The 17921-nt window shown below is 75.0% G+C and carries 15 protein-coding genes and 1 pseudogene; 11 read left to right on the top strand and 5 right to left on the bottom strand.

From position 1 onward, the window contains the following. Positions 1-4: 4 nt before the first annotated feature. The 6 genes from whiA (at position 5) to EJA20_RS05495 (ending at position 5184) form a co-directional block, all read left to right on the top strand. Positions 5-985 (top strand): DNA-binding protein WhiA, encoded by a 981-nt coding sequence (gene whiA / locus EJA20_RS05520; protein ID WP_129337166.1) that lies wholly within the window; start codon positions 5-7, stop codon positions 983-985. 361 nt (positions 986-1346) lie between these two features. Further along, positions 1347-2351 (top strand): type I glyceraldehyde-3-phosphate dehydrogenase, encoded by a 1005-nt coding sequence (gene gap / locus EJA20_RS05515; RefSeq protein WP_129337165.1) that lies wholly within the window; start codon positions 1347-1349, stop codon positions 2349-2351. 126 nt (positions 2352-2477) lie between these two features. Beyond that, on the top strand, positions 2478-3677 hold the full coding sequence (locus EJA20_RS05510; RefSeq protein WP_129337164.1) for a phosphoglycerate kinase: 1200 nt from the start codon (positions 2478-2480) through the stop codon (positions 3675-3677). A gap of 4 nt (positions 3678-3681) precedes the next feature. Next, positions 3682-4467 carry a triose-phosphate isomerase gene (gene tpiA, locus EJA20_RS05505; protein WP_129337163.1) on the top strand — a complete coding sequence of 262 codons (786 nt, stop codon included), beginning with the start codon at positions 3682-3684 and terminating at the stop codon, positions 4465-4467. A 100-nt stretch (positions 4468-4567) separates the two neighbouring features. Next, a complete protein-coding gene (gene secG / locus EJA20_RS05500; protein WP_129337162.1) occupies positions 4568-4813 on the top strand; it encodes a preprotein translocase subunit SecG in 246 nt (81 codons plus the stop codon). A 14-nt stretch (positions 4814-4827) separates the two neighbouring features. Further along, positions 4828-5184: an RNA polymerase-binding protein RbpA gene (locus EJA20_RS05495; protein WP_129337161.1), complete on the top strand. Its 357-nt coding sequence runs from the start codon at positions 4828-4830 to the stop codon at positions 5182-5184. 91 nt (positions 5185-5275) lie between these two features. Here EJA20_RS05495 and pgl read toward each other — a convergent pair whose 3' ends face one another. The 5 genes from pgl to tkt all read right to left on the bottom strand — a co-directional run bounded on the left by pgl (position 5276) and on the right by tkt (position 11980). Beyond that, entirely contained in the window at positions 5276-6064 is a 789-nt protein-coding gene (pgl, locus tag EJA20_RS05490; protein WP_129337160.1) for a 6-phosphogluconolactonase, read from the bottom strand. Continuing rightward, a complete protein-coding gene (locus EJA20_RS05485; protein ID WP_129337159.1) occupies positions 6061-7005 on the bottom strand; it encodes a glucose-6-phosphate dehydrogenase assembly protein OpcA in 945 nt (314 codons plus the stop codon). Before EJA20_RS05485 ends, pgl begins: the two co-directional genes overlap by 4 nt. Continuing rightward, the gene (gene zwf / locus EJA20_RS05480) at positions 7002-8546 is read right to left on the bottom strand and encodes a glucose-6-phosphate dehydrogenase (RefSeq protein WP_129337158.1); all 1545 of its coding nucleotides are present in this window, start codon (positions 8544-8546) and stop codon (positions 7002-7004) included. The genes EJA20_RS05485 and zwf overlap by 4 nt, the downstream gene beginning before the upstream one ends. Beyond that, positions 8543-9685, bottom strand: coding sequence for a transaldolase (gene tal / locus EJA20_RS05475; protein WP_129337157.1), 1143 nt, complete (start codon positions 9683-9685; stop codon positions 8543-8545). The genes zwf and tal overlap by 4 nt, the downstream gene beginning before the upstream one ends. 123 nt (positions 9686-9808) lie before the next feature. Next, positions 9809-11980, bottom strand: a complete 2172-nt coding sequence (gene tkt / locus EJA20_RS05470) for a transketolase (RefSeq protein WP_129337156.1) — start codon at positions 11978-11980, stop codon at positions 9809-9811. A gap of 436 nt (positions 11981-12416) precedes the next feature. Between tkt and EJA20_RS05465 the strand changes: the two genes are divergently transcribed. From EJA20_RS05465 to scpB, 5 genes and pseudogenes are all read left to right on the top strand, one after another. After that, positions 12417-13367, top strand: a complete 951-nt coding sequence (locus EJA20_RS05465; RefSeq protein ID WP_129337155.1) for a heme o synthase — start codon at positions 12417-12419, stop codon at positions 13365-13367. A 17-nt stretch (positions 13368-13384) separates the two neighbouring features. Continuing rightward, positions 13385-14386: a site-specific tyrosine recombinase XerD gene (locus tag EJA20_RS05460; protein WP_420836404.1), complete on the top strand. Its 1002-nt coding sequence runs from the start codon at positions 13385-13387 to the stop codon at positions 14384-14386. A gap of 124 nt (positions 14387-14510) precedes the next feature. After that, positions 14511-15440 carry a ParA family protein gene (locus EJA20_RS05450; RefSeq protein WP_240675077.1) on the top strand — a complete coding sequence of 310 codons (930 nt, stop codon included), beginning with the start codon at positions 14511-14513 and terminating at the stop codon, positions 15438-15440. Then, complete coding sequence (locus EJA20_RS05445; RefSeq protein ID WP_129337154.1) at positions 15424-16365, top strand: segregation and condensation protein A; 942 nt, start codon at positions 15424-15426, stop codon at positions 16363-16365. The genes EJA20_RS05450 and EJA20_RS05445 overlap by 17 nt, the downstream gene beginning before the upstream one ends. A gap of 116 nt (positions 16366-16481) precedes the next feature. Further along, positions 16482-17069 (top strand): annotated as a pseudogene (gene scpB / locus EJA20_RS05440) (SMC-Scp complex subunit ScpB); the annotation flags it as partial. Positions 17070-17921: the final 852 nt, after the last annotated feature.

Below are 17921 nucleotides of genomic sequence, written 5' to 3'. Positions count from 1 at the left end.
CGGCATGGCTCTGACGGCGCAGGTGAAGGAGGAGCTGGCACGGCTCAAGGTCGACCGGACGTCGGCGCGCAAGGCGGAGGTGGCGTCCACGCTGCGCTTCGCCGGGGGCCTGCACATCATCTCGGGCCGGATCGTCATCGAGGCCGAGCTCGACACCTCCATGGCCGCCCGCCGGCTGCGCCAGGCCCTGCAGGAGGTGTACGGGCACGAGAGCGAGATCATCGTCGTCTCCGGCGGGGGCCTGCGCCGGGGCTCGCGCTACGTGGTGCGGGTCGTCAAGGACGGCGAGGTGCTCGCGCGCCAGACGGGCCTGCTGGACAGCCGCGGCCGGCCGGTGCGGGGCCTGCCCTCCCAGGTCGTGCAGGGCGGCGTCGCCGACTGCGAGGCCTCCTGGCGCGGCGCGTTCCTCGCCCACGGCTCCCTCACGGAGCCGGGCCGCTCCGCCTCCCTGGAGATCACGTGCCCGGGTCCGGAGGCGGCCTACGCCCTCGTCGGCACGGCGCGGCGGATGCAGATCGGGGCCAAGGCGCGCGAGGTGCGCGGCATCGACCGGGTCGTCATCCGCGACGGCGACGCGATCAGCGCGATGCTCGCGCGCCTCGGCGCCCACCAGACGATGCTGCTGTGGGAGGAGCGCCGCGTCCGCCGCGAGGTGCGCGGCACCGCCAACCGGCTGGCGAACTTCGACGACGCCAACCTGCGGCGCTCCGCCCGTGCGGCCGTCGCGGCGGGGGCCCGGGTCGAGCGGGCGTTCGAGATCCTCGGCGAGGACCTGCCCGAGCACCTGCGGCAGGCGGGCGAGCTGCGCCTGGCGCACAAGGAGGCCTCCCTCGAGGAGCTCGGCCGCCTGGCGGACCCGCCGCTGACGAAGGACGCCGTCGCCGGGCGCATCCGCCGGCTGCTGGCCACCGCCGACCGCAAGGCCGCCGACCTGGGGCTGCCGGACACGGAGGCCGGGCTCTCCCCGGACCTGCTCGACCTCTGAGGGCGCCGGCGGCGGCAGCGCGGGGACGATCGGGAACCACCGGCGCCGCTGAACCGATTCATGACCCAGGGGCGACCGTCTGCTGACCCGGCCGGGGGCCGGGCGGGGGTGCGTGACCGCCCCGTGGCCCGCCGCTGGCGCCCCGACGACCGCGGGGCGACCGTCTCAGCGCATGACCTACGTCCCACGGTGGCCTGCGTCACCGTTGTAGGCTCGTGCCGTCCCCGAGGACGACGCCCCCACCGTCACGGCCGCCCGGCCGGGCACGGGGGTGCCGGACGACGGGCAGCGCACACCGGCGTGCGTGCTTCCGACACCAACTGTGTGCGCCGACGCCGTCGGCGCGTGCCGAGGAGGGCAAGTGACCATCAAGGTCGGCATCAACGGCTTCGGCCGCATCGGGCGCAACTTCTACCGGGCCATCGTGGCCTCGGGGGCCGACATCGAGATCGTGGGGGTCAACGACCTCACCGACAACAAGACCCTCGCGCACCTCCTGAAGTACGACACCGTGCTGGGCCGCTTCCCGCTGAGCGTCTCCTACGACGACGAGAACATCGTCGTGGACGGCAAGAACATCCGGGCGCTCGCCGAGCGCGACCCGGCGAACCTCCCCTGGGGCGAGCTGGGCGCGGACATCGTCATCGAGTCCACGGGCTTCTTCACGGACGCCGAGAAGGCCAAGGCCCACCTCGCCGCCGGCGCCAAGAAGGTCATCATCTCCGCCCCGGCGAAGAACGAGGACGCGACGTTCGTCGTCGGCGTGAACCACACGCAGTACGACCCCGCCGCGCACAACATCATCTCGAACGCCTCGTGCACGACGAACTGCCTCGCGCCCGTCGCGAAGGCCCTCAACGACGCCATCGGCATCGAGCGCGGCCTCATGACGACGATCCACGCGTACACGGGCGACCAGAACCTCCAGGACGGCCCGCACAAGGACCTGCGCCGCGCCCGTGCGGCCGCGCAGAACATCGTGCCGACCTCGACGGGTGCGGCCAAGGCCGTCGCCCTCGTGCTCCCGGAGCTCAAGGGCAAGCTCGACGGGTTCGCCCTCCGCGTCCCGACGATCACCGGCTCGGCCACCGACCTCACCTTCACGGCCTCCCGCGAGGTCACGGTCGAGGAGGTCAACGCCGCGGTCAAGGCCGCCTCCGAGGGGCCGCTCAAGGGCGTCCTCGAGTACGTCGAGGACGAGATCGTCTCGAGCGACATCGTGACGAACCCGCACCAGAGCATCTTCGACTCCAAGCTCACGAAGGTGAGCGGCGACCTCGTCAAGATCATCGCCTGGTACGACAACGAGTGGGGCTACTCCAACTCCCTCGTCGCCCTCACCTCGTACGTGGGCGAGCGTCTCTGACCTGACGCGGTCCGACCGCCCCGTGCACACCGCTGCGTCCGCGCGCGCCGGCGCCCCTCGGGCCCCGGCGCCGCGGACGCAGCCGTGTCCGGGGGCATCCGCCCACCACCGACGACTGGGAGACCGATGAAGACCATCGAGGACCTCGGGGACCTGCGCGGGAAGCGCGTCCTCGTCCGCTCCGACTTCAACGTGCCGCTCGACGGCACGACCATCACCGACGACGGCCGCGTGCGCGCGGCCCTGCCGACCCTGCGGGCGCTGCTCGACGCGGGCGCGCGGGTCGTCGTCGCCGCCCACCTGGGCCGCCCCAAGGGCGCGCCGGAGGCGAAGTACTCGCTGGCCCCCGTGGCGGCACGCCTGTCCGAGCTGCTCGGGCAGCCCGTCGCCCTCGCCGAGGACGTCGTGGGGGAGTCGGCGCGGTCCACGGTCGCCGGGCTCGGGGACGGGCAGCTCGCCCTCCTCGAGAACATCCGGTTCGACCCGCGCGAGACGAGCAAGGTCGACGCGGAGCGCGCCGAGCTGGCCGGCGAGCTCGCCGCCCTCGCCGACGTCTTCGTCTCCGACGGCTTCGGCGTCGTGCACCGCAAGCAGGCCTCCGTCTACGACGTCGCGCAGGTCCTGCCGCACGCCGTGGGGCACCTCGTGCTCAAGGAGGTCGACTCCCTGCGCAAGGCGACCGACTCCCCGGACCGTCCGTACGCGGTGGTCCTGGGCGGCTCGAAGGTGTCGGACAAGCTCGGCGTCATCGCGAACCTCCTGACGAAGGCGGACCGCCTGCTCATCGGCGGCGGCATGCTCTTCACGTTCCTCGCGGCCAAGGGCCACGGCGTCGGCAAGAGCCTCCTCGAGGAGGACCAGCTCGAGACCGTGCGCGGCTACCTGGCGCAGGCCGAGGAGGCGGGCGTCGAGATCGTGCTGCCCGTCGACATCGTGGTGGCGCCGGCCTTCGCGGCCGACGCGCCGGCCACCGTCGTGGCGGCCGACGCCATCCCCGACGACCAGCTCGGCCTGGACATCGGCCCCGAGAGCGCGGAGCTGTTCCGCTCGAAGCTGCTCGACGCGAAGACCATCGTGTGGAACGGGCCCGCGGGCGTGTTCGAGTTCGAGGCGTTCGCCGGCGGCACGAAGGCGGTCGCGCAGGCGCTCGTCGACGCGGGCGCGAACGGCGCCTTCACGATCGTCGGCGGCGGCGACTCCGCCGCCGCGGTGCGGACCCTCGGCTTCGACGAGGCGCGCTTCGGCCACATCTCGACCGGCGGCGGCGCGTCGCTGGAGTTCCTCGAGGGCAAGTCCCTCCCCGGCATCGCGGTCCTGGAGGACTGAGCACATGGCCACACGCACCCCGCTCCTCGCGGGCAACTGGAAGATGAACCTGGACCACCAGCAGGCGATCCAGACCGTCCAGAAGCTCGCCTGGACGCTGCAGGACGCCAAGCACGACTACGCCACCGCCGAGGCGGTCGTCCTCGTGCCCTTCACGGACCTGCGCTCCGTGCAGACCCTCGTGGACGCGGACAAGCTCGAGATCGGCTACGGCGCCCAGGACGTGTCGGCGCACGAGTCCGGCGCGTACACGGGCGAGATCTCGCCGGTGTTCCTCGCGAAGCTCGGCTGCACGTACGTCGCGGTCGGCCACTCCGAGCGCCGGCAGCTCCACGGCGAGGACGAGGCCGTGACGAACGCCAAGGTCCGGTCCGCGCTCGGCCAGGGCCTCAAGCCCATCCTGTGCGTCGGCGAGGAGCTGTCCGTCCGCGAGGAGAGCCGCCAGGTCGAGCACACGCTCGCCCAGCTCGACGGCGGGCTCGCGGGCCTCACCGCCGAGCAGGTCGCGGAGGTCGTCGTCGCCTACGAGCCGGTCTGGGCCATCGGCACCGGCAAGACGGCGACGCCCGAGGACGCGCAGGAGCTGTGCGGCGCCATCCGCGCCCGCATCGCCGAGCTCTACGACGCCCCGACGGCCGACGCCGTCCGGGTGCTCTACGGCGGCTCGGTGAAGAGCTCGAACGTGGCCTCGATCATGGCGAAGCCGGACGTCGACGGCGCCCTCGTCGGGGGCGCGAGCCTGGACCCCGAGGAGTTCGCGCGCATCGTCCGGTTCGTCGACCAGGCCTGACGCACGACGGGACGACCCGCCGCGAGGCTGCTGGCCCGCGCGGCGGGTCGTCCCGTACCCTGGCACCCGGTCACCGACGGCGAACAGGAACCTCAACGCTGTGAACGCTCTCCGCATCACCCTGATGGTGCTGCTCGTCCTCACCAGCCTGCTGCTGGTCCCGCTCGTGCTCCTGCACAAGGGACGCGGCGGCGGGCTCTCCGACATGTTCGGCGGGGGGATCACGAGCAACGCGGCGAGCTCCGGCGTCGCCGAGCGGAACCTCAACCGGATCACCGTCGGCGTCGCCGTCGTCTGGGCCGTCATGATCGTGCTGCTCGGGCTCGTCGAGCGCGTCAGCCAGTAGTCGAGGGAGCGGACATGGCGAGCGGGAGCGCGATCCGGGGGTCCCGGGTCGGGGCCGGGCCGATGGGCGAGGCCGAGCGCGGGGACCAGGCACCGCGCCTGGTCATCTCGTACTGGTGCGCGAACGGGCACGAGACCCGGCCGTCCTTCGCGGAGGAGGCGGCGGCCGAGGCCCCCGTCACGTGGGACTGCCCGCGCTGCGGCTTCCCGGCCGGGCAGGACCAGGCGAACCCGCCGACGCCCGTGCGCAACGAGCCGTACAAGACGCACCTGGCCTACGTGAAGGAGCGGCGCACCGACGAGGACGGCGCCGCGATCCTCGACGAGGCGCTGACCGCCCTCCGCGCCCGCCGCGGCGGGCCCACCGGCTGACACGCCGCACCCGGCCGGTCCACCGGCCACCCACCGCACGACGACGACGGCCCGGGACGCGCGAGGGTCCCGGGCCGTCGTGCGTGCGGCGTCAGGCGGAGGCGGGGAGGCCGTCCGCCGGCGCCGGCACCGCGGTGCCCGCGGCCGCGAGGTCGACGAGCCACAGCGTGCGCTCCTGCCCGAGCGCCCCGGCCGCCGGCACCTGCGTGACCGGGCCGTCCCCGAGCGCCGCGGCGACCGCGTCGGCCTTCTCCGCGCCCGCCGCGACGACCCACACCTCGCGCGCGGACCGGATCGCCTCGAACGTCAGCGACACCCGCAGCGGCGGCGGCTTGGGCGAGCCCTCGACGCCCGTGGTGGTCCGGCCCGTCACGTCCAGGCCGGGGTGCCCCGGGAAGAGCGAGGCCACGTGGCCGTCCGGCCCCATGCCGAGCAGGAGCACGTCGAGCACGGGCAGCGCGCCACCGGCGGGTGCGTGGGCGGCGAGCTCCTCGGCGTAGGCGCGGGCGGCGTCCTCGGGGGTCGCCACGGCGTCCGGGCCGGGCACCGCGTGCACGTTCGCCGCGGGCAGGAGGTCGCCGAGCGGGTCGAGGAGCGCCTCGCGGGCACCGGTGTCGTTGCGGTCCGCGTGCCCGGCGGGGACGAACCGCTCGTCGCCCCACCACAGGTGCACGCCGGTCCAGTCGACCGCCGCCCGCACGGGGCTGGCCGCGACCTCCGCCAGCGTCCGCGTCCCGACGGTGCCGCCCGTGAGCACCACGTGCACGGGGCGGTGGTGCGACTGCGCGTCGAGCAGCGCCGTGAGCAGCCGGGCCGCCGTGGCCTGCGCGAGGACGTCGGCGTCCGGGTGGACGACGACGTCGCGGAGCGGACGGGTCACCGGGCCCCCGCTCCCGAGGCCGCCCCGGCGTCGACGAGCGCGAGCCCCTCCGTGAGCGCCTCGCCGTAGACCTCGTCGGCGTCCAGCCGGCGCAGCTCCTCGGCCAGGCACTCCCGCAGCTGGCGGATCGGCAGCGCGATCCGGTGCTCGGGCTGGTCGGGCTGGATGAGCGCCGCCGTCTTGCCGTCGGGCCGGTCGAGGACGATGTCCCCGGCGGCCCGCTGCAGCCGGACCTGCGTGATCGCCGGGGCGTCCGGGTTGCGCTCGACGTCGACGGGACACTCGAGGGCCTCGGCGAGCCAGGCCGCCATGAGGTCGACGGACGGGTGGGTGCTCTCGCCGGAGACGACGGCGCGGTCGACGGTCTGGAACGGGGGCTGCTCGAGCGTGGCCGCGATGAGCCCGCGCCAGAGCGTCGTCCGGGCCCAGGCGAGGTCCGTGTTGCCGTCCACGTGCACCCGCGCGAGCTGCCGCAGCGCGGCACCCGGGTCGGCGCACCGGGTCGAGTCGGTGATCCGGCGCTGCGCCATGCGGCCCAGCGGGTGCGCCGCCGGGTCCTCGGGCATCTCGTAGGGCCACCAGGTGACGATCGGCGCGTCGGGCAGCAGCAGGGGCATGACGAGCGTGTCGTCGTCGGCCGAGCCCGCGGCCGAGGGGTGCAGCACGACGACCTCGCTCGCCCCGGCGTCGCCGCCGATGCGGATCTGGGCGTCGAGGGTGCCCTCCTGCGGCTCCTGCCCCCGGGCCATGACGATGACGCGGCACGGGTGCTCGTGGCTCGCCTCGTTCGCGGCCTGGATCGCCTCCTCGACGTCGTGGTGCCCGGCGTCGATGACGAGGGTGAGGACGCGGCCGAGCGCGATCGCGCCGCCCTCCTCGCGGACCTCGACGAGCTTCTTGTTGATCGCCCGGGTCGTGGTGCCCGGCAGGTCGATGATCACGGTCTCCTCCAGGCACGGCCGTCGCGCGCCATCATCTCGTCCGCGGACGCCGGGCCCCAGGTGCCGGCGCGGTACGCGTCGGGCTTCGTGCCCGACCGCGCCCAGTGCTCCGTGATGGGGTCGAGGATCCGCCAGGACAGCTCGACCTCCTCGTGGCGCGGGAACAGCGGCGGGTCGCCGAGCAGCACGTCGAGGATCAGGCGCTCGTAGGCCTCGGGGGAGGCCTCCGTGAAGGAGTGGCCGTACCCGAAGTCCATCGTGACGTCGCGCACCTCCATCGCGGTGCCGGGCACCTTGGAGCCGAAGCGCAGCGTGACGCCCTCGTCGGGCTGGACACGGATGACGAGCGCGTTCTGCCCGAGCTCCTCCGTCGCCGTCTGCTCGAACGGCAGGTGCGGGGCGCGCTTGAAGACGACCGCGATCTCCGTGACGCGGCGGCCCAGGCGCTTGCCCGTCCGCAGGTAGAACGGCACGCCGGCCCAGCGGCGCGTGTCGATGTCGACGCGGATCGCGGCGTAGGTCTCCGTCGTGGAGTCCGGGTCGAAGCCCTCCTCCTCCAGGTAGCCGACGACGGGCTCCCCGCCCTGCCACCCCGAGGCGTACTGCCCGCGGGCCGTGTGGGCGTCGAGGTCCTTCGGCAGGCGGACGGCCGACAGGACCTTCACCTTCTCGGCCTGCAGCGCTCGGGCGCTGAAGGAGACGGGCTCCTCCATCGCGGTGAGGGCGAGCAGCTGGAGCAGGTGGTTCTGGATGACGTCGCGCGCCGCCCCGATGCCGTCGTAGTAGCCCGCGCGGCCGCCGATGCCGATGTCCTCGGCCATCGTGATCTGGACGTGGTCGACGTGGTTCGCGTTCCAGATGGGCTCGAAGAGCTGGTTCGCGAACCGCATGGCGAGCAGGTTCTGGACCGTCTCCTTGCCCAGGTAGTGGTCGATCCGGAACACGTCGTCGGGACGGAAGACCGACGAGACGACGTCGTTGAGCTCCTGGGCGCTCTGGAGGTCGTGCCCGAAGGGCTTCTCGATGACGACGCGGCGCCACGTGTCCTCGCTGGGGTGCGAGAGGCCCGACCGTGCGAGCTGCTTGCACACGATCGGGAACTGGCCCGGGGGCACCGACAGGTAGAACGCGTGGTTGCCGCCCGTGCCGCGCTGGACGTCGAGCTCCTGGACCGTGTCGGCGAGGCGGTCGAACGCGTCGTCGTCGTCGAAGGAGCCCTGGACGAAACGGATGCCCTCGGACAGCTGGCGCCACGTCGCCTCGTGGAACGGCGTGCGGGCGTGCTCCTTCACGGAGTCGTGCACGATCTGCGCGAAGTCCTGGGTCTCCCAGTCGCGGCGGGCGAAGCCCGTGAGCGCGAACCCGGGCGGCAGGAGGCCGCGGTTGGTGAGGTCGTACACCGCCGGCATGAGCTTCTTGCGGGCGAGGTCGCCCGTCACGCCGAAGATCACGAGGCCGCACGGCCCCGCGATGCGCGGGAGGCGGCGGTCGCGGGGGTCCCGGAGCGGGTTGACCCCGGGCCCGACGGCGGTCGGACTCACCGGGCGGCCCCGGAGGCCACGGCCTCGCCGGCGCCCTGCAGGCCGTCGCGGACCGTGCCGAGGAGCTGCTCCCACGCGTCCTCGAACTTCGACAGGCCCTCGACCTCGAGCGTCTCCGTCACCTCGTCGAGCGAGATGCCGAGCGCCGCGAGGCGGTCGACGACGTCCTGCGACGCCGCGCCGGTGCCCGAGACGGTGTCGCCGCCGACGACGCCGTGGTCCTCCGTCGCCGTCAGCGTCGAGCCGGGCATCGTGTTGACCGTGCCGGCGACGACGAGCTCGTCCACGTAGAGCGTGTCGGGGTAGGCCTTGTCCTTCACGCCCGTCGACGCCCAGAGGGGACGCTGCGGCTTCGCGCCGGCGGCCGCGAGGGCCTTCCAGCGCTCGGAGGCGACGACCTCCTCGTAGACGGTGTAGGCCAGGCGCGCGTTGGCGATCGCGGCCTTGCCGCGCAGGGCACGGGCCTCCTCGGAGTCGAGCGCGTCGAGCTTCGGGTCGATCGCCGCGTCGACGCGGGAGACGAAGAAGGAGGCGACGGAGGCCACCGGGGCCAGGTCGATGCCCTGGGCCTTCGCGCCCTCGAGGCCCTCGAGGAAGGCGTCGAGCACGGCGCGGTAGCGCTCGAGGGAGAAGATGAGCGTGACGTTGACGCTGATGCCCTCGGCGAGGACCGCGGCGATGGCGGGCAGGCCCTCGACCGTGGCGGGGATCTTGATGAAGACGTTGGGGCGGTCGACGGTGGCCCACAGGCTCTTCGCCGATGCGACGGTGGCCTCCGTGTCGCGGGCCAGGCGCGGGTCGACCTCGATGGACACGCGGCCGTCGACGCCGTCCGTGGCGTCGTAGAGCGGGCGCAGCACGTCCGCCGCCTCGCGCACGTCGTCCGTCGTGATGCGGAAGACGGCCTCCTCCACGTCGACGCCCTCGGCGGCGAGCTCGCGCAGCTGCTCGTCGTAGGCGTCGCCCTTCGAGAGGGCGGAGGCGAAGATCGACGGGTTCGTCGTCACGCCGACGACGCCGTGGTGCTCCACGAGGTCGGCGAGGGAGCCGGAGCGCAGCAGCTCCCGGGACAGGTCGTCGAGCCAGACGGCGACCCCCTCGGCCTTCAGTCGCTCCAGCGGGGTGCTCTGCTCGGTCATGACGGGTCCTCTCCTCGGGTCCTGCGGCTGCTGCTCGTCGTCGGCGGGGGCGTCCGTGAGGGCGCCGCCCGGTGGGGGCCGCACCGGGACGGGGCCGGTGCGGCCCCGTCCCGGTGCCGTCGCTCAGGCCTGCTGGTCGCCCGTGCCCGAGTCCTCCGGCGTGCCGGAGTCGTTCTGCGGCGTGGACGTGCCGCGCGCCGCGGCGAGGGACTCGTGCGCGGCGGCGACGACGGCCTCCGCGGTGATCCCGAACTCGCGGTACAGCGTCTCGTAGTCCGCGGAGGCGCCGAAGTGCTCGAGGGAGACGGCGCGGCCGGCGTCCCCGAGCAGCTTGTACCAGGACAGCGCCAGGCCGGCCTCGACGGAGACCCGCGCCTTCACCGCGGAGGGGAGCACGGACTCACGGTAGGCCGGGTCCTGCTCGTCGAACCACTCGAGGCACGGGACCGAGACGACGCGGGTGGCGACACCGGCCGCCTCGAGCGTCGTGCGGGCCTCCACGGCGAGCTGCACCTCGGAGCCCGTCGCCAGCAGGACCACGTCCGGCGTGCCCGACGAGGCCTCGAGCAGCACGTACGCGCCGCGGGCGACGCCCTCCGTCGTGGCGAAGCCGTCCTCGCCGCGGGGGAAGGTCGGCACGTTCTGCCGGGTGAGCACGAGGCCGACGGGGCCGTCCGTGCGCTCGAGCGTCGCCTTCCAGGCCGCCGCGGTCTCGTTGGCGTCCGCCGGACGGACGATGGACAGGCCGGGGATGGCGCGGCAGGCCGCGAGGTGCTCGACCGGCTGGTGCGTCGGGCCGTCCTCGCCGAGGCCGATGGAGTCGTGCGTCCACACGTACGTGACGGGGATGCCCATGAGCGCCGCCAGGCGCACGGCCCCGCGCATGTAGTCCGAGAACGTGAAGAACGTGCCGCCGTAGGGGCGCGTGTTCCCGTGCAGGCGGATGCCCGACAGGATCGAGCCCATCGCGTGCTCGCGGATCCCGAAGTGCAGCGTGCGGCCGTACTCGTCGCCCGAGAACTCCTTCGTGGAGTACTTGGCCGGGATGAAGGACGGCTCGCCCTTCATCGTCGTGTTGTTCGAGCCGGCGAGGTCGGCCGAGCCGCCCCACAGCTCGGGCAGCACCGGGGCGAGCGCGGACAGCACGTCGCCGGAGGCCTGGCGGGTGGCGACGGCCTTGCCGGCGGGGAAGGTCGGCAGCGCGTCGGCCCAGCCCTCGGGGAGGGCGCCGGCCTCGAGGCGGTCGTGCAGCGCCGCGCGCTCGGGGTTCGCCGCGCGCCAGGCGTCGTAGCCCTTCTGCCACTCCGCCTTCGCCGCGGCGGTGCGCTGCGACAGCCCGCGCGTGTGCGCGATGACCTCCGCGTCGACGTCGAAGGACTTCTCGGGGTCGAAGCCGAGGACCTCCTTGAGGCCGCGCACCTCGTCGCCGCCGAGCTTGGAGCCGTGGGCGCCGTGGGTGCCCTGCTTCTTCGGCGACGGCCACGCGATGATCGTGCGGAGCTGGATGAACGACGGCTGGTCCGTGACGGCCTTCGCGGCCTCGATCGCCGCGTACAGCGCGTCGACGTCCTCCGTGTAGCCGTCCTCGCCCTTGATCCAGTCGACGGTCTGGACGTGCCAGCCGTAGGCGGCGTAGCGGGCGGTGACGTCCTCGTTGAAGGCGATCTGGGTGTCGCCCTCGATGGAGATGCGGTTGTCGTCCCACACCACGACGAGGTTGCCCAGCTGCTGCGTGCCGGCGATGGACGAGGCCTCGGAGGTCACGCCCTCCTCGAGGTCGCCGTCGGAGGCGAGCACGTAGACGAAGTGGTCGAACGGACTGGTGCCCGGCGCCGCGTCGGGGTCGAGCAGGCCCCGCTCGCGCCGGGCGGCCATGGCGAAGCCGACCGCGGAGGCCAGGCCCTGGCCCAGCGGGCCCGTGGTGATCTCCACGCCCGTGGTGTGCTTGAACTCGGGGTGGCCGGGGGTCTTCGAGCCCCACGTGCGCAGCGCCTCGAGGTCCTCGAGCTCCAGGCCCCAGCCGCCCAGGTAGAGCTGGATGTACTGCGTCAGGCTCGAGTGCCCGCAGGACAGGACGAACCGGTCGCGGCCCGTCCAGTGCGGGTCGGCCGGGTCGTGCCGCATGACGCTCTGGTACAGCAGGTACGCGGCGGGCGCGAGGCTGATCGCGGTGCCGGGGTGGCCGTTGCCGACCTTCTCGACCGCGTCGGCGGCGAGGACCCGGACGGTGTCGACCGCCCGGCGGTCGAGGTCGGTCCAGCCGACCGACGGAGCCTGCGGGGCCTGCACGTTCACGTGACCTCATTCCCGCCCGCGTCGACGGGCGACTGTCGTTGCTGGGGAGGGGCGCCGGCGGGCGCTCGCCGGCGGGGCGGCGGACCGACGTCGGGTCCGGCGCACGCGGTCCGGGGAGCGGCCGCCGGGCGTCCCGGACGTACCGGTTCGACCCTAGCCCTCCTGAGGGGACACCACGTCCCGGCGTCCGCTCCCCGGTCGGGGGGACGCGTACCATGGGCGGCGGCCCGACGGGCCGGGGGACCGCACGCGCGTCACGCGGCCCCGCCCGTCGACGGGACGTGCCGCCGCACGTCCGAGGGGCCGCAGGGCCCGCACCGTCCGCGGTGCCACCCGACGAGGAACGGAGCCGCCCGGCGTGCGACCACGCAGCCCTCTCTCGACCGAGGCCGTCCCGGAGACCGCTGCGGGCGCCCCGGCGTCGGCGGGGCCCGCGGTGCCCCCGGCGGACGGGCCCGGCGCGGACGGGCCCCGTGCGGCCGCCGCCGCGCCGGGTGCCGCCCGCGTCCGGCAGCGCCTCGGGGCGTTCGTCGCGCTGACGAAGCCCCGGGTCATCGAGCTGCTCCTCGTGACGACCCTGCCGACGATGGTCCTGGCCCAGGGCGGGCTGCCGCCCCTCGGCCTCGTGCTCGCGACCCTCGTCGGCGGTGCCGCCGCGGCCGGCGCGGCCAACGTCCTCAACTGCTACCTCGACCGCGACATCGACCGCGTCATGCACCGGACGAAGCGCCGCCCGACCGTCACGGGCCTCGTGACGCCGGGGGAGACGCTCGTCTTCGGGCTCGTGCTGGGCGTCGTCTCGCTCGCCTGGCTGTGGCTGCTGGTCAACCCCGCCTCGGCGCTCCTGACCGCCGGCGCGATCCTCATCTACGTCGTCGGCTACACGATGATCCTCAAGCGCCGGACCTCGCAGAACATCATCTGGGGCGGGTCGGCGGGCTGCATGCCCGTGCTCATCGGGTGGTCCGCGGTCACCGGCGGCGTCGGCTGGGCGCCCCTGCTCCTGTTCGGCGTCGTCTTCTTCTGGACGCCGCCGCACTACTGGCCCCTGTCGATGAAGTTCCGGCGGGACTACGCGGCGGCCGGGGTGCCGATGCTCCCCGTCGTCGCCGGCGACACCCGCGTGGCGCGGGAGATGGTGGCGCACACGGTCGCGATGATCGCCTGCAGCCTCCTGCTCGTCCCCGTCGCGGGGATGACCTGGGTCTACGCCGTCGTGGCGCTCGCGCTCGGCGCGTGGTTCCTCGGCCTGTGCCTCGGCCTGCTGCGCCGCGCCCGGGACCCGCAGCACCCGAAGCTGCGCGAGATGTCGGTGTTCCACGCGTCGATCACCTACCTCACGCTCCTGTCCGTCGCCGTGACGGTCGACGTCTTCCTGCCCTTCTGACGGGACCGCGGCCCGACGTGAGCCCGACCGCCGCGAGGACGCCCACGGCCGACGCGCCCGCCGAGGGGCAGGCCTCGCCCGCCGTGGCCCCGGGGCTCGCCGCCGCCCTCGAGCAGTACCTCGCGCACCTCGCCGTGGAGCGCGGGCTCTCGACGAACACGCTCGCCGCCTACCGTCGGGACCTGCAGCGCTACGCCGAGCACCTCACGGCGACGGGCCGCACGGACCCGGGCGAGGTGGCCGAGGCGGACGTCACGGGCTACGTGCGGGTGCTGCGCTCGGGCGAGGACGGCCGCGCCGCGCTGTCCGCGTCGTCCGCGGCGCGGGCGGTCGTCGCCGTCCGGGGGTGGCACCGGTTCTGGCTCCTCGAGGGCGTCGTCGGCGCGGACGCCGCCCGCGACGTCCGGCCGCCGGCCCAGCCGCGGCGGCTGCCCAAGGCCATCCCCGTCGAGGACGTCGAGCGTCTCCTCGACGCGGCCGGGAGGGGGGACGGGCCCGCCGCGCTGCGCGACCGCGCGCTGCTCGAGCTCCTCTACGCCACCGGCGCGCGCATCTCCGAGGCCGTGGGCCTGGACGTCGACGACCTCGACACGACCCCCGGGCGGGCCGCCGTCCGCCTGCACGGCAAGGGGGGCAAGACCCGGGTGGTCCCCGTGGGGTCGTTCGCGGCGGAGGCCGTCGAGGCGTACCTCGTGCGGGCGCGTCCGGCGCTGGCGGGAGCCGGGCGCGGCACCCCCGCCCTGCTGCTCAACCTGCGCGGGGGACGCCTCAGCCGGCAGAGCGCGTGGGCGGCGCTGCGGCAGGCGGCGGAGCGCGCGGGGCTCGCCGGCACCGCGCACCTGTCGCCGCACACCCTGCGGCACTCCTTCGCGACGCACCTGCTCGCCGGCGGCGCCGACGTGCGCGTGGTGCAGGAGCTCCTCGGGCACGCCTCCGTCACGACGACGCAGGTGTACACGCTCGTGACGCCGGACACGCTCCGCGAGGTCTACGCCGGCGCGCACCCGCGCGCGCTCTGACACCGGCGGCGGGCCCGCCCGTCACCCGGGTGCGGCGACCCGGCCGTGCCGCCGCGGCACGGCGTCGCCGGGCGGTCCGGCGGCTCCGGTACCGTGGCCCGGTGCTGACCGGCGGAGCAGTGGCATGAGCCAGGGGACGAGCGAGCAGGTGGACGAGCAGGCGACCGGGACGGGTCGGACGGACGGGGTCCTCCCGGGGATCCCCGGGCCGTCGGCGACCGACGTGGTCGGCCGGCCCCTGCCGGAGTTCGGCGTCCCCGCGCCCCTGGCCTCGCACGGCCCGGCGCGCGTGATCGCCATGTGCAACCAGAAGGGCGGCGTCGGCAAGACGACGACCACCATCAACCTGGGGGCCTCGCTCGCGGAGTACGGCCGCCGCGTGCTCGTCGTCGACTTCGACCCGCAGGGCGCCGCGTCCGTGGGCCTGGGCACGAGCCCGCACGAGCTGGACCGCACGGTCTACAACCTGCTCATGGAGCGCAACCTCGACATCCGCGAGGTCGTCCGCCCCACGCCCGTGCACGGCCTCGACCTGCTGCCCGCCAACATCGACCTGTCGGCGGCGGAGGTGCAGCTCGTCGGCGAGGTCGCCCGCGAGTCCGTCCTGGCCCGGGTGCTGCGCCCGGTCATGGACGACTACGACGTGGTCCTCGTCGACTGCCAGCCGTCCCTCGGGCTCCTCACCGTCAACGCGCTGACCGCCGCGCACGGGGTGCTCATCCCGCTCGAGTGCGAGTTCTTCGCGCTGCGCGGGGTGGCGCTCCTCGTCGAGACGATCGAGAAGGTCCGCGACCGCCTCAACCCGCGCCTGCAGGTCGACGGCATCCTCGCGACGATGTACGACGGCCGCACGCTCCACGCCCGCGAGGTCGTCGCCCGCGTGCACGAGGCCTTCGGCGACACGCTGCTGCACACGGTCATCGGCCGGACGGTGAAGTTCCCGGACGCGACGGTGGCCGCGGAGCCCATCACGAGCTACGCGCCGAACCACCCCGGCGCCGCCGCCTACCGGCAGCTCGCGCGCGAGCTCGTCGCCCGTGGCGACGCCGCCTAGGGCGCCGACCGCCGACGCACCGCCACCGGCCGTCCCCGCGCCGGCGGGGACGGTGCCCTTCGCCGTCCACCTCGACAACTTCTCCGGGCCCTTCGACCTGCTGCTCGGCCTCATCGCCAAGCACAAGCTCGACATCACGGAGGTCGCGCTCGCCCGCGTCACGGACGAGTTCATCGCCCACATCCGCGCCGGCGAGGCCGCCGGCGGGTGGGACCTGGGGCAGGCGAGCGAGTTCCTCGTCGTCGCCGCCACGCTGCTGGACCTCAAGGCGGCGCGGCTGCTGCCGTCGGGCGACGTGGAGGACGCGGAGGACCTCGAGCTGCTCGAGGCCCGCGACCTGCTCTTCGCGCGGCTGCTGCAGTACCGCGCCTACAAGCGCTTCGCGGTCGTCCTGGCCGAGCGGTTCGCCCGCGAGGGCCGCCAGCACCCCCGGCTCGTGCCCCTCGAGCCGCACCTGTCCGCGCTGCTGCCCGAGCTCGTGTGGACGATCGGCCCCGAGCGGTTCGCGGAGATCGCCGCGCGGGCCCTGGCACCGCGCCCTGCGCCGCCGCGGGTCGACCTCGCGCACCTGCACGCACCGCCCGTCAGCGTCCGGGAGCAGGCGGGGATCCTCGTCGACCGGCTGCGCCGGACGGGGCAGACGACCTTCCGGGACCTCACCGCGGACGCGGACGGCACGCTCCTCGTCGTGGCGCGGTTCCTCGCGCTGCTCGAGCTCTTCCGGGAGGGCGTCGTCGCGTTCGACCAGGTCGCCGCGCTGGGCGAGCTGACCGTGCGGTGGACGGGCGGCGCGGAGGGGGAGGTCGCCGTGGGCGGGGACTTCGACGGGGACGACGAGGCGCTGGAGGACGCGGCGGCGCGGGACACGGCGGCGCGGGACGTGCGGGGCGGGCCGGACGAGCCCGCGCCGGGGAGGGCACGATGACGGGGACGACCGTGGGGGACCTGCCCGACGACGCGACGCACGAGCCGTCCGAGGAGGCGCTCGACGGCGCGCGCGACGGGACGCCTGACCAGACGCCCGACGGGACGAGCGACGGGATGCCGTCGGTCGACGAGCTGGCCTTCGACGTCGACGACCTGCCCGGCGGCGCGGCGGCGGTGCTCGAGGCGGTGCTCGTCGTCGCCGACGAGCCCGTGCCCGCGGTGCGGCTCGCGACGGTGCTCGCGCTGCCGCTCGACCGCGTCACGGCGCTGCTCGAGGGGCTCGCGCGCGAGTACGCCGGCGCGGACGGCGGGCGGCCGCGGGGCTTCGAGCTACGGCAGGTCGGGGGCGGCTGGCGCCTCTACTCCGCGGCCGCCTACGGCGACGTGGTGGGGCGGTTCGTGCTCGAGGGCCAGACCGCCCGCCTGTCCCAGGCCGCGCTGGAGACCCTGGCGGTCGTGGCGTACCGCCAGCCCGTCACCCGCGGGCAGGTGTCGGCGGTGCGCGGCGTCAACGTCGACGGCGTCATGCGGACGCTGACGGCGCGCGGTCTCGTCGCGGAGGTGGGCCAGGACCCGCTGGGTGGTGCGCACCTGTACGGGACCACGGGATACTTCCTCGAGCGGCTCGGGCTGCGCTCGCTCGACGAGCTGCCGCCCCTCGCGCCGTACCTCCCCGGGCTCGACGAGCTCGAGGACGTGGAGCAGCGGCCCGCCGGCCGGTCCGGCGGCGGCCGCGCGGGCACCGACGCGGGCACGGGGACCGGCACGGACCTCGGCACGGATCTCGGCACGGACGTGGGCAGGGGCACGACCACGACCACGGTCACGGTCGTGGGCACGGGCATCGACAGGGACGACGACAGGACGGGCGCCACGGCGCCCGAGGACGGTGGGCGACAGTGAGCCAGGGACAGGGCGGCCGCGGCCGTGGCGGCGGCGGAGCGCGCGGAGGCGCCGGCGGCGCGTCGGGCGGGGGCCGTCCGGGTGGCGGTGGCGGTCGTCCGTCGGGTGCGGGCCGTCCCTCGGGTGCTGGTCGCCCGTCGGCGGGGGGCCGCCCCTCCGGTGGCGGCCGACCGGGGACCGGCCGGCCCCCGGGTGACGGCAGGACCGGCGGCGGCCGCCCGCCCGGCGACGGCTACCGCCCGTCGGGCGACGGCTACCGCTCGTCGGGCGACAGCTACCGCTCGTCGGGCGACGGCTACCGCCCGTCCGGCGGTGCCGGGCGTCCCCCGGGCGGCGGCTCCGGCCGGCCCTCGGGCGGCGGACGCCCCTCCGGCGACGGCTACCGCCCGTCCGGTGACGGGCAGCGCTCCTCCGGTGACGGGCAGCGCTCCTCCGGTGACGGGTACCGCTCCTCCGGCGACGGGTACCGCTCCTCCGGCGACGGGTACCGCTCGTCGGGCGAGGGCTACCGCTCCTCGGGCGAGGGCCGCTCCGCCGCGCCCGGGGGCCGTCCGGCACCCGGCGCCGGCCGTCCCGCGGGTGCCGGCCGTCCGACGGCGGCGGGCCGCCCGACCGGCGCGGGCCGCCCGGCCGGTGCCGGTCGCCCGACCG

Source organism: Cellulomonas endophytica (assembly GCF_004123805.1).
GTDB classification, from domain to species: Bacteria; Actinomycetota; Actinomycetes; order Actinomycetales; family Cellulomonadaceae; genus Cellulomonas; species Cellulomonas endophytica.
The sequence above is the reverse complement of the archived record's forward strand: the minus strand, read 5'-3'. Positions and strand labels throughout refer to the sequence as shown.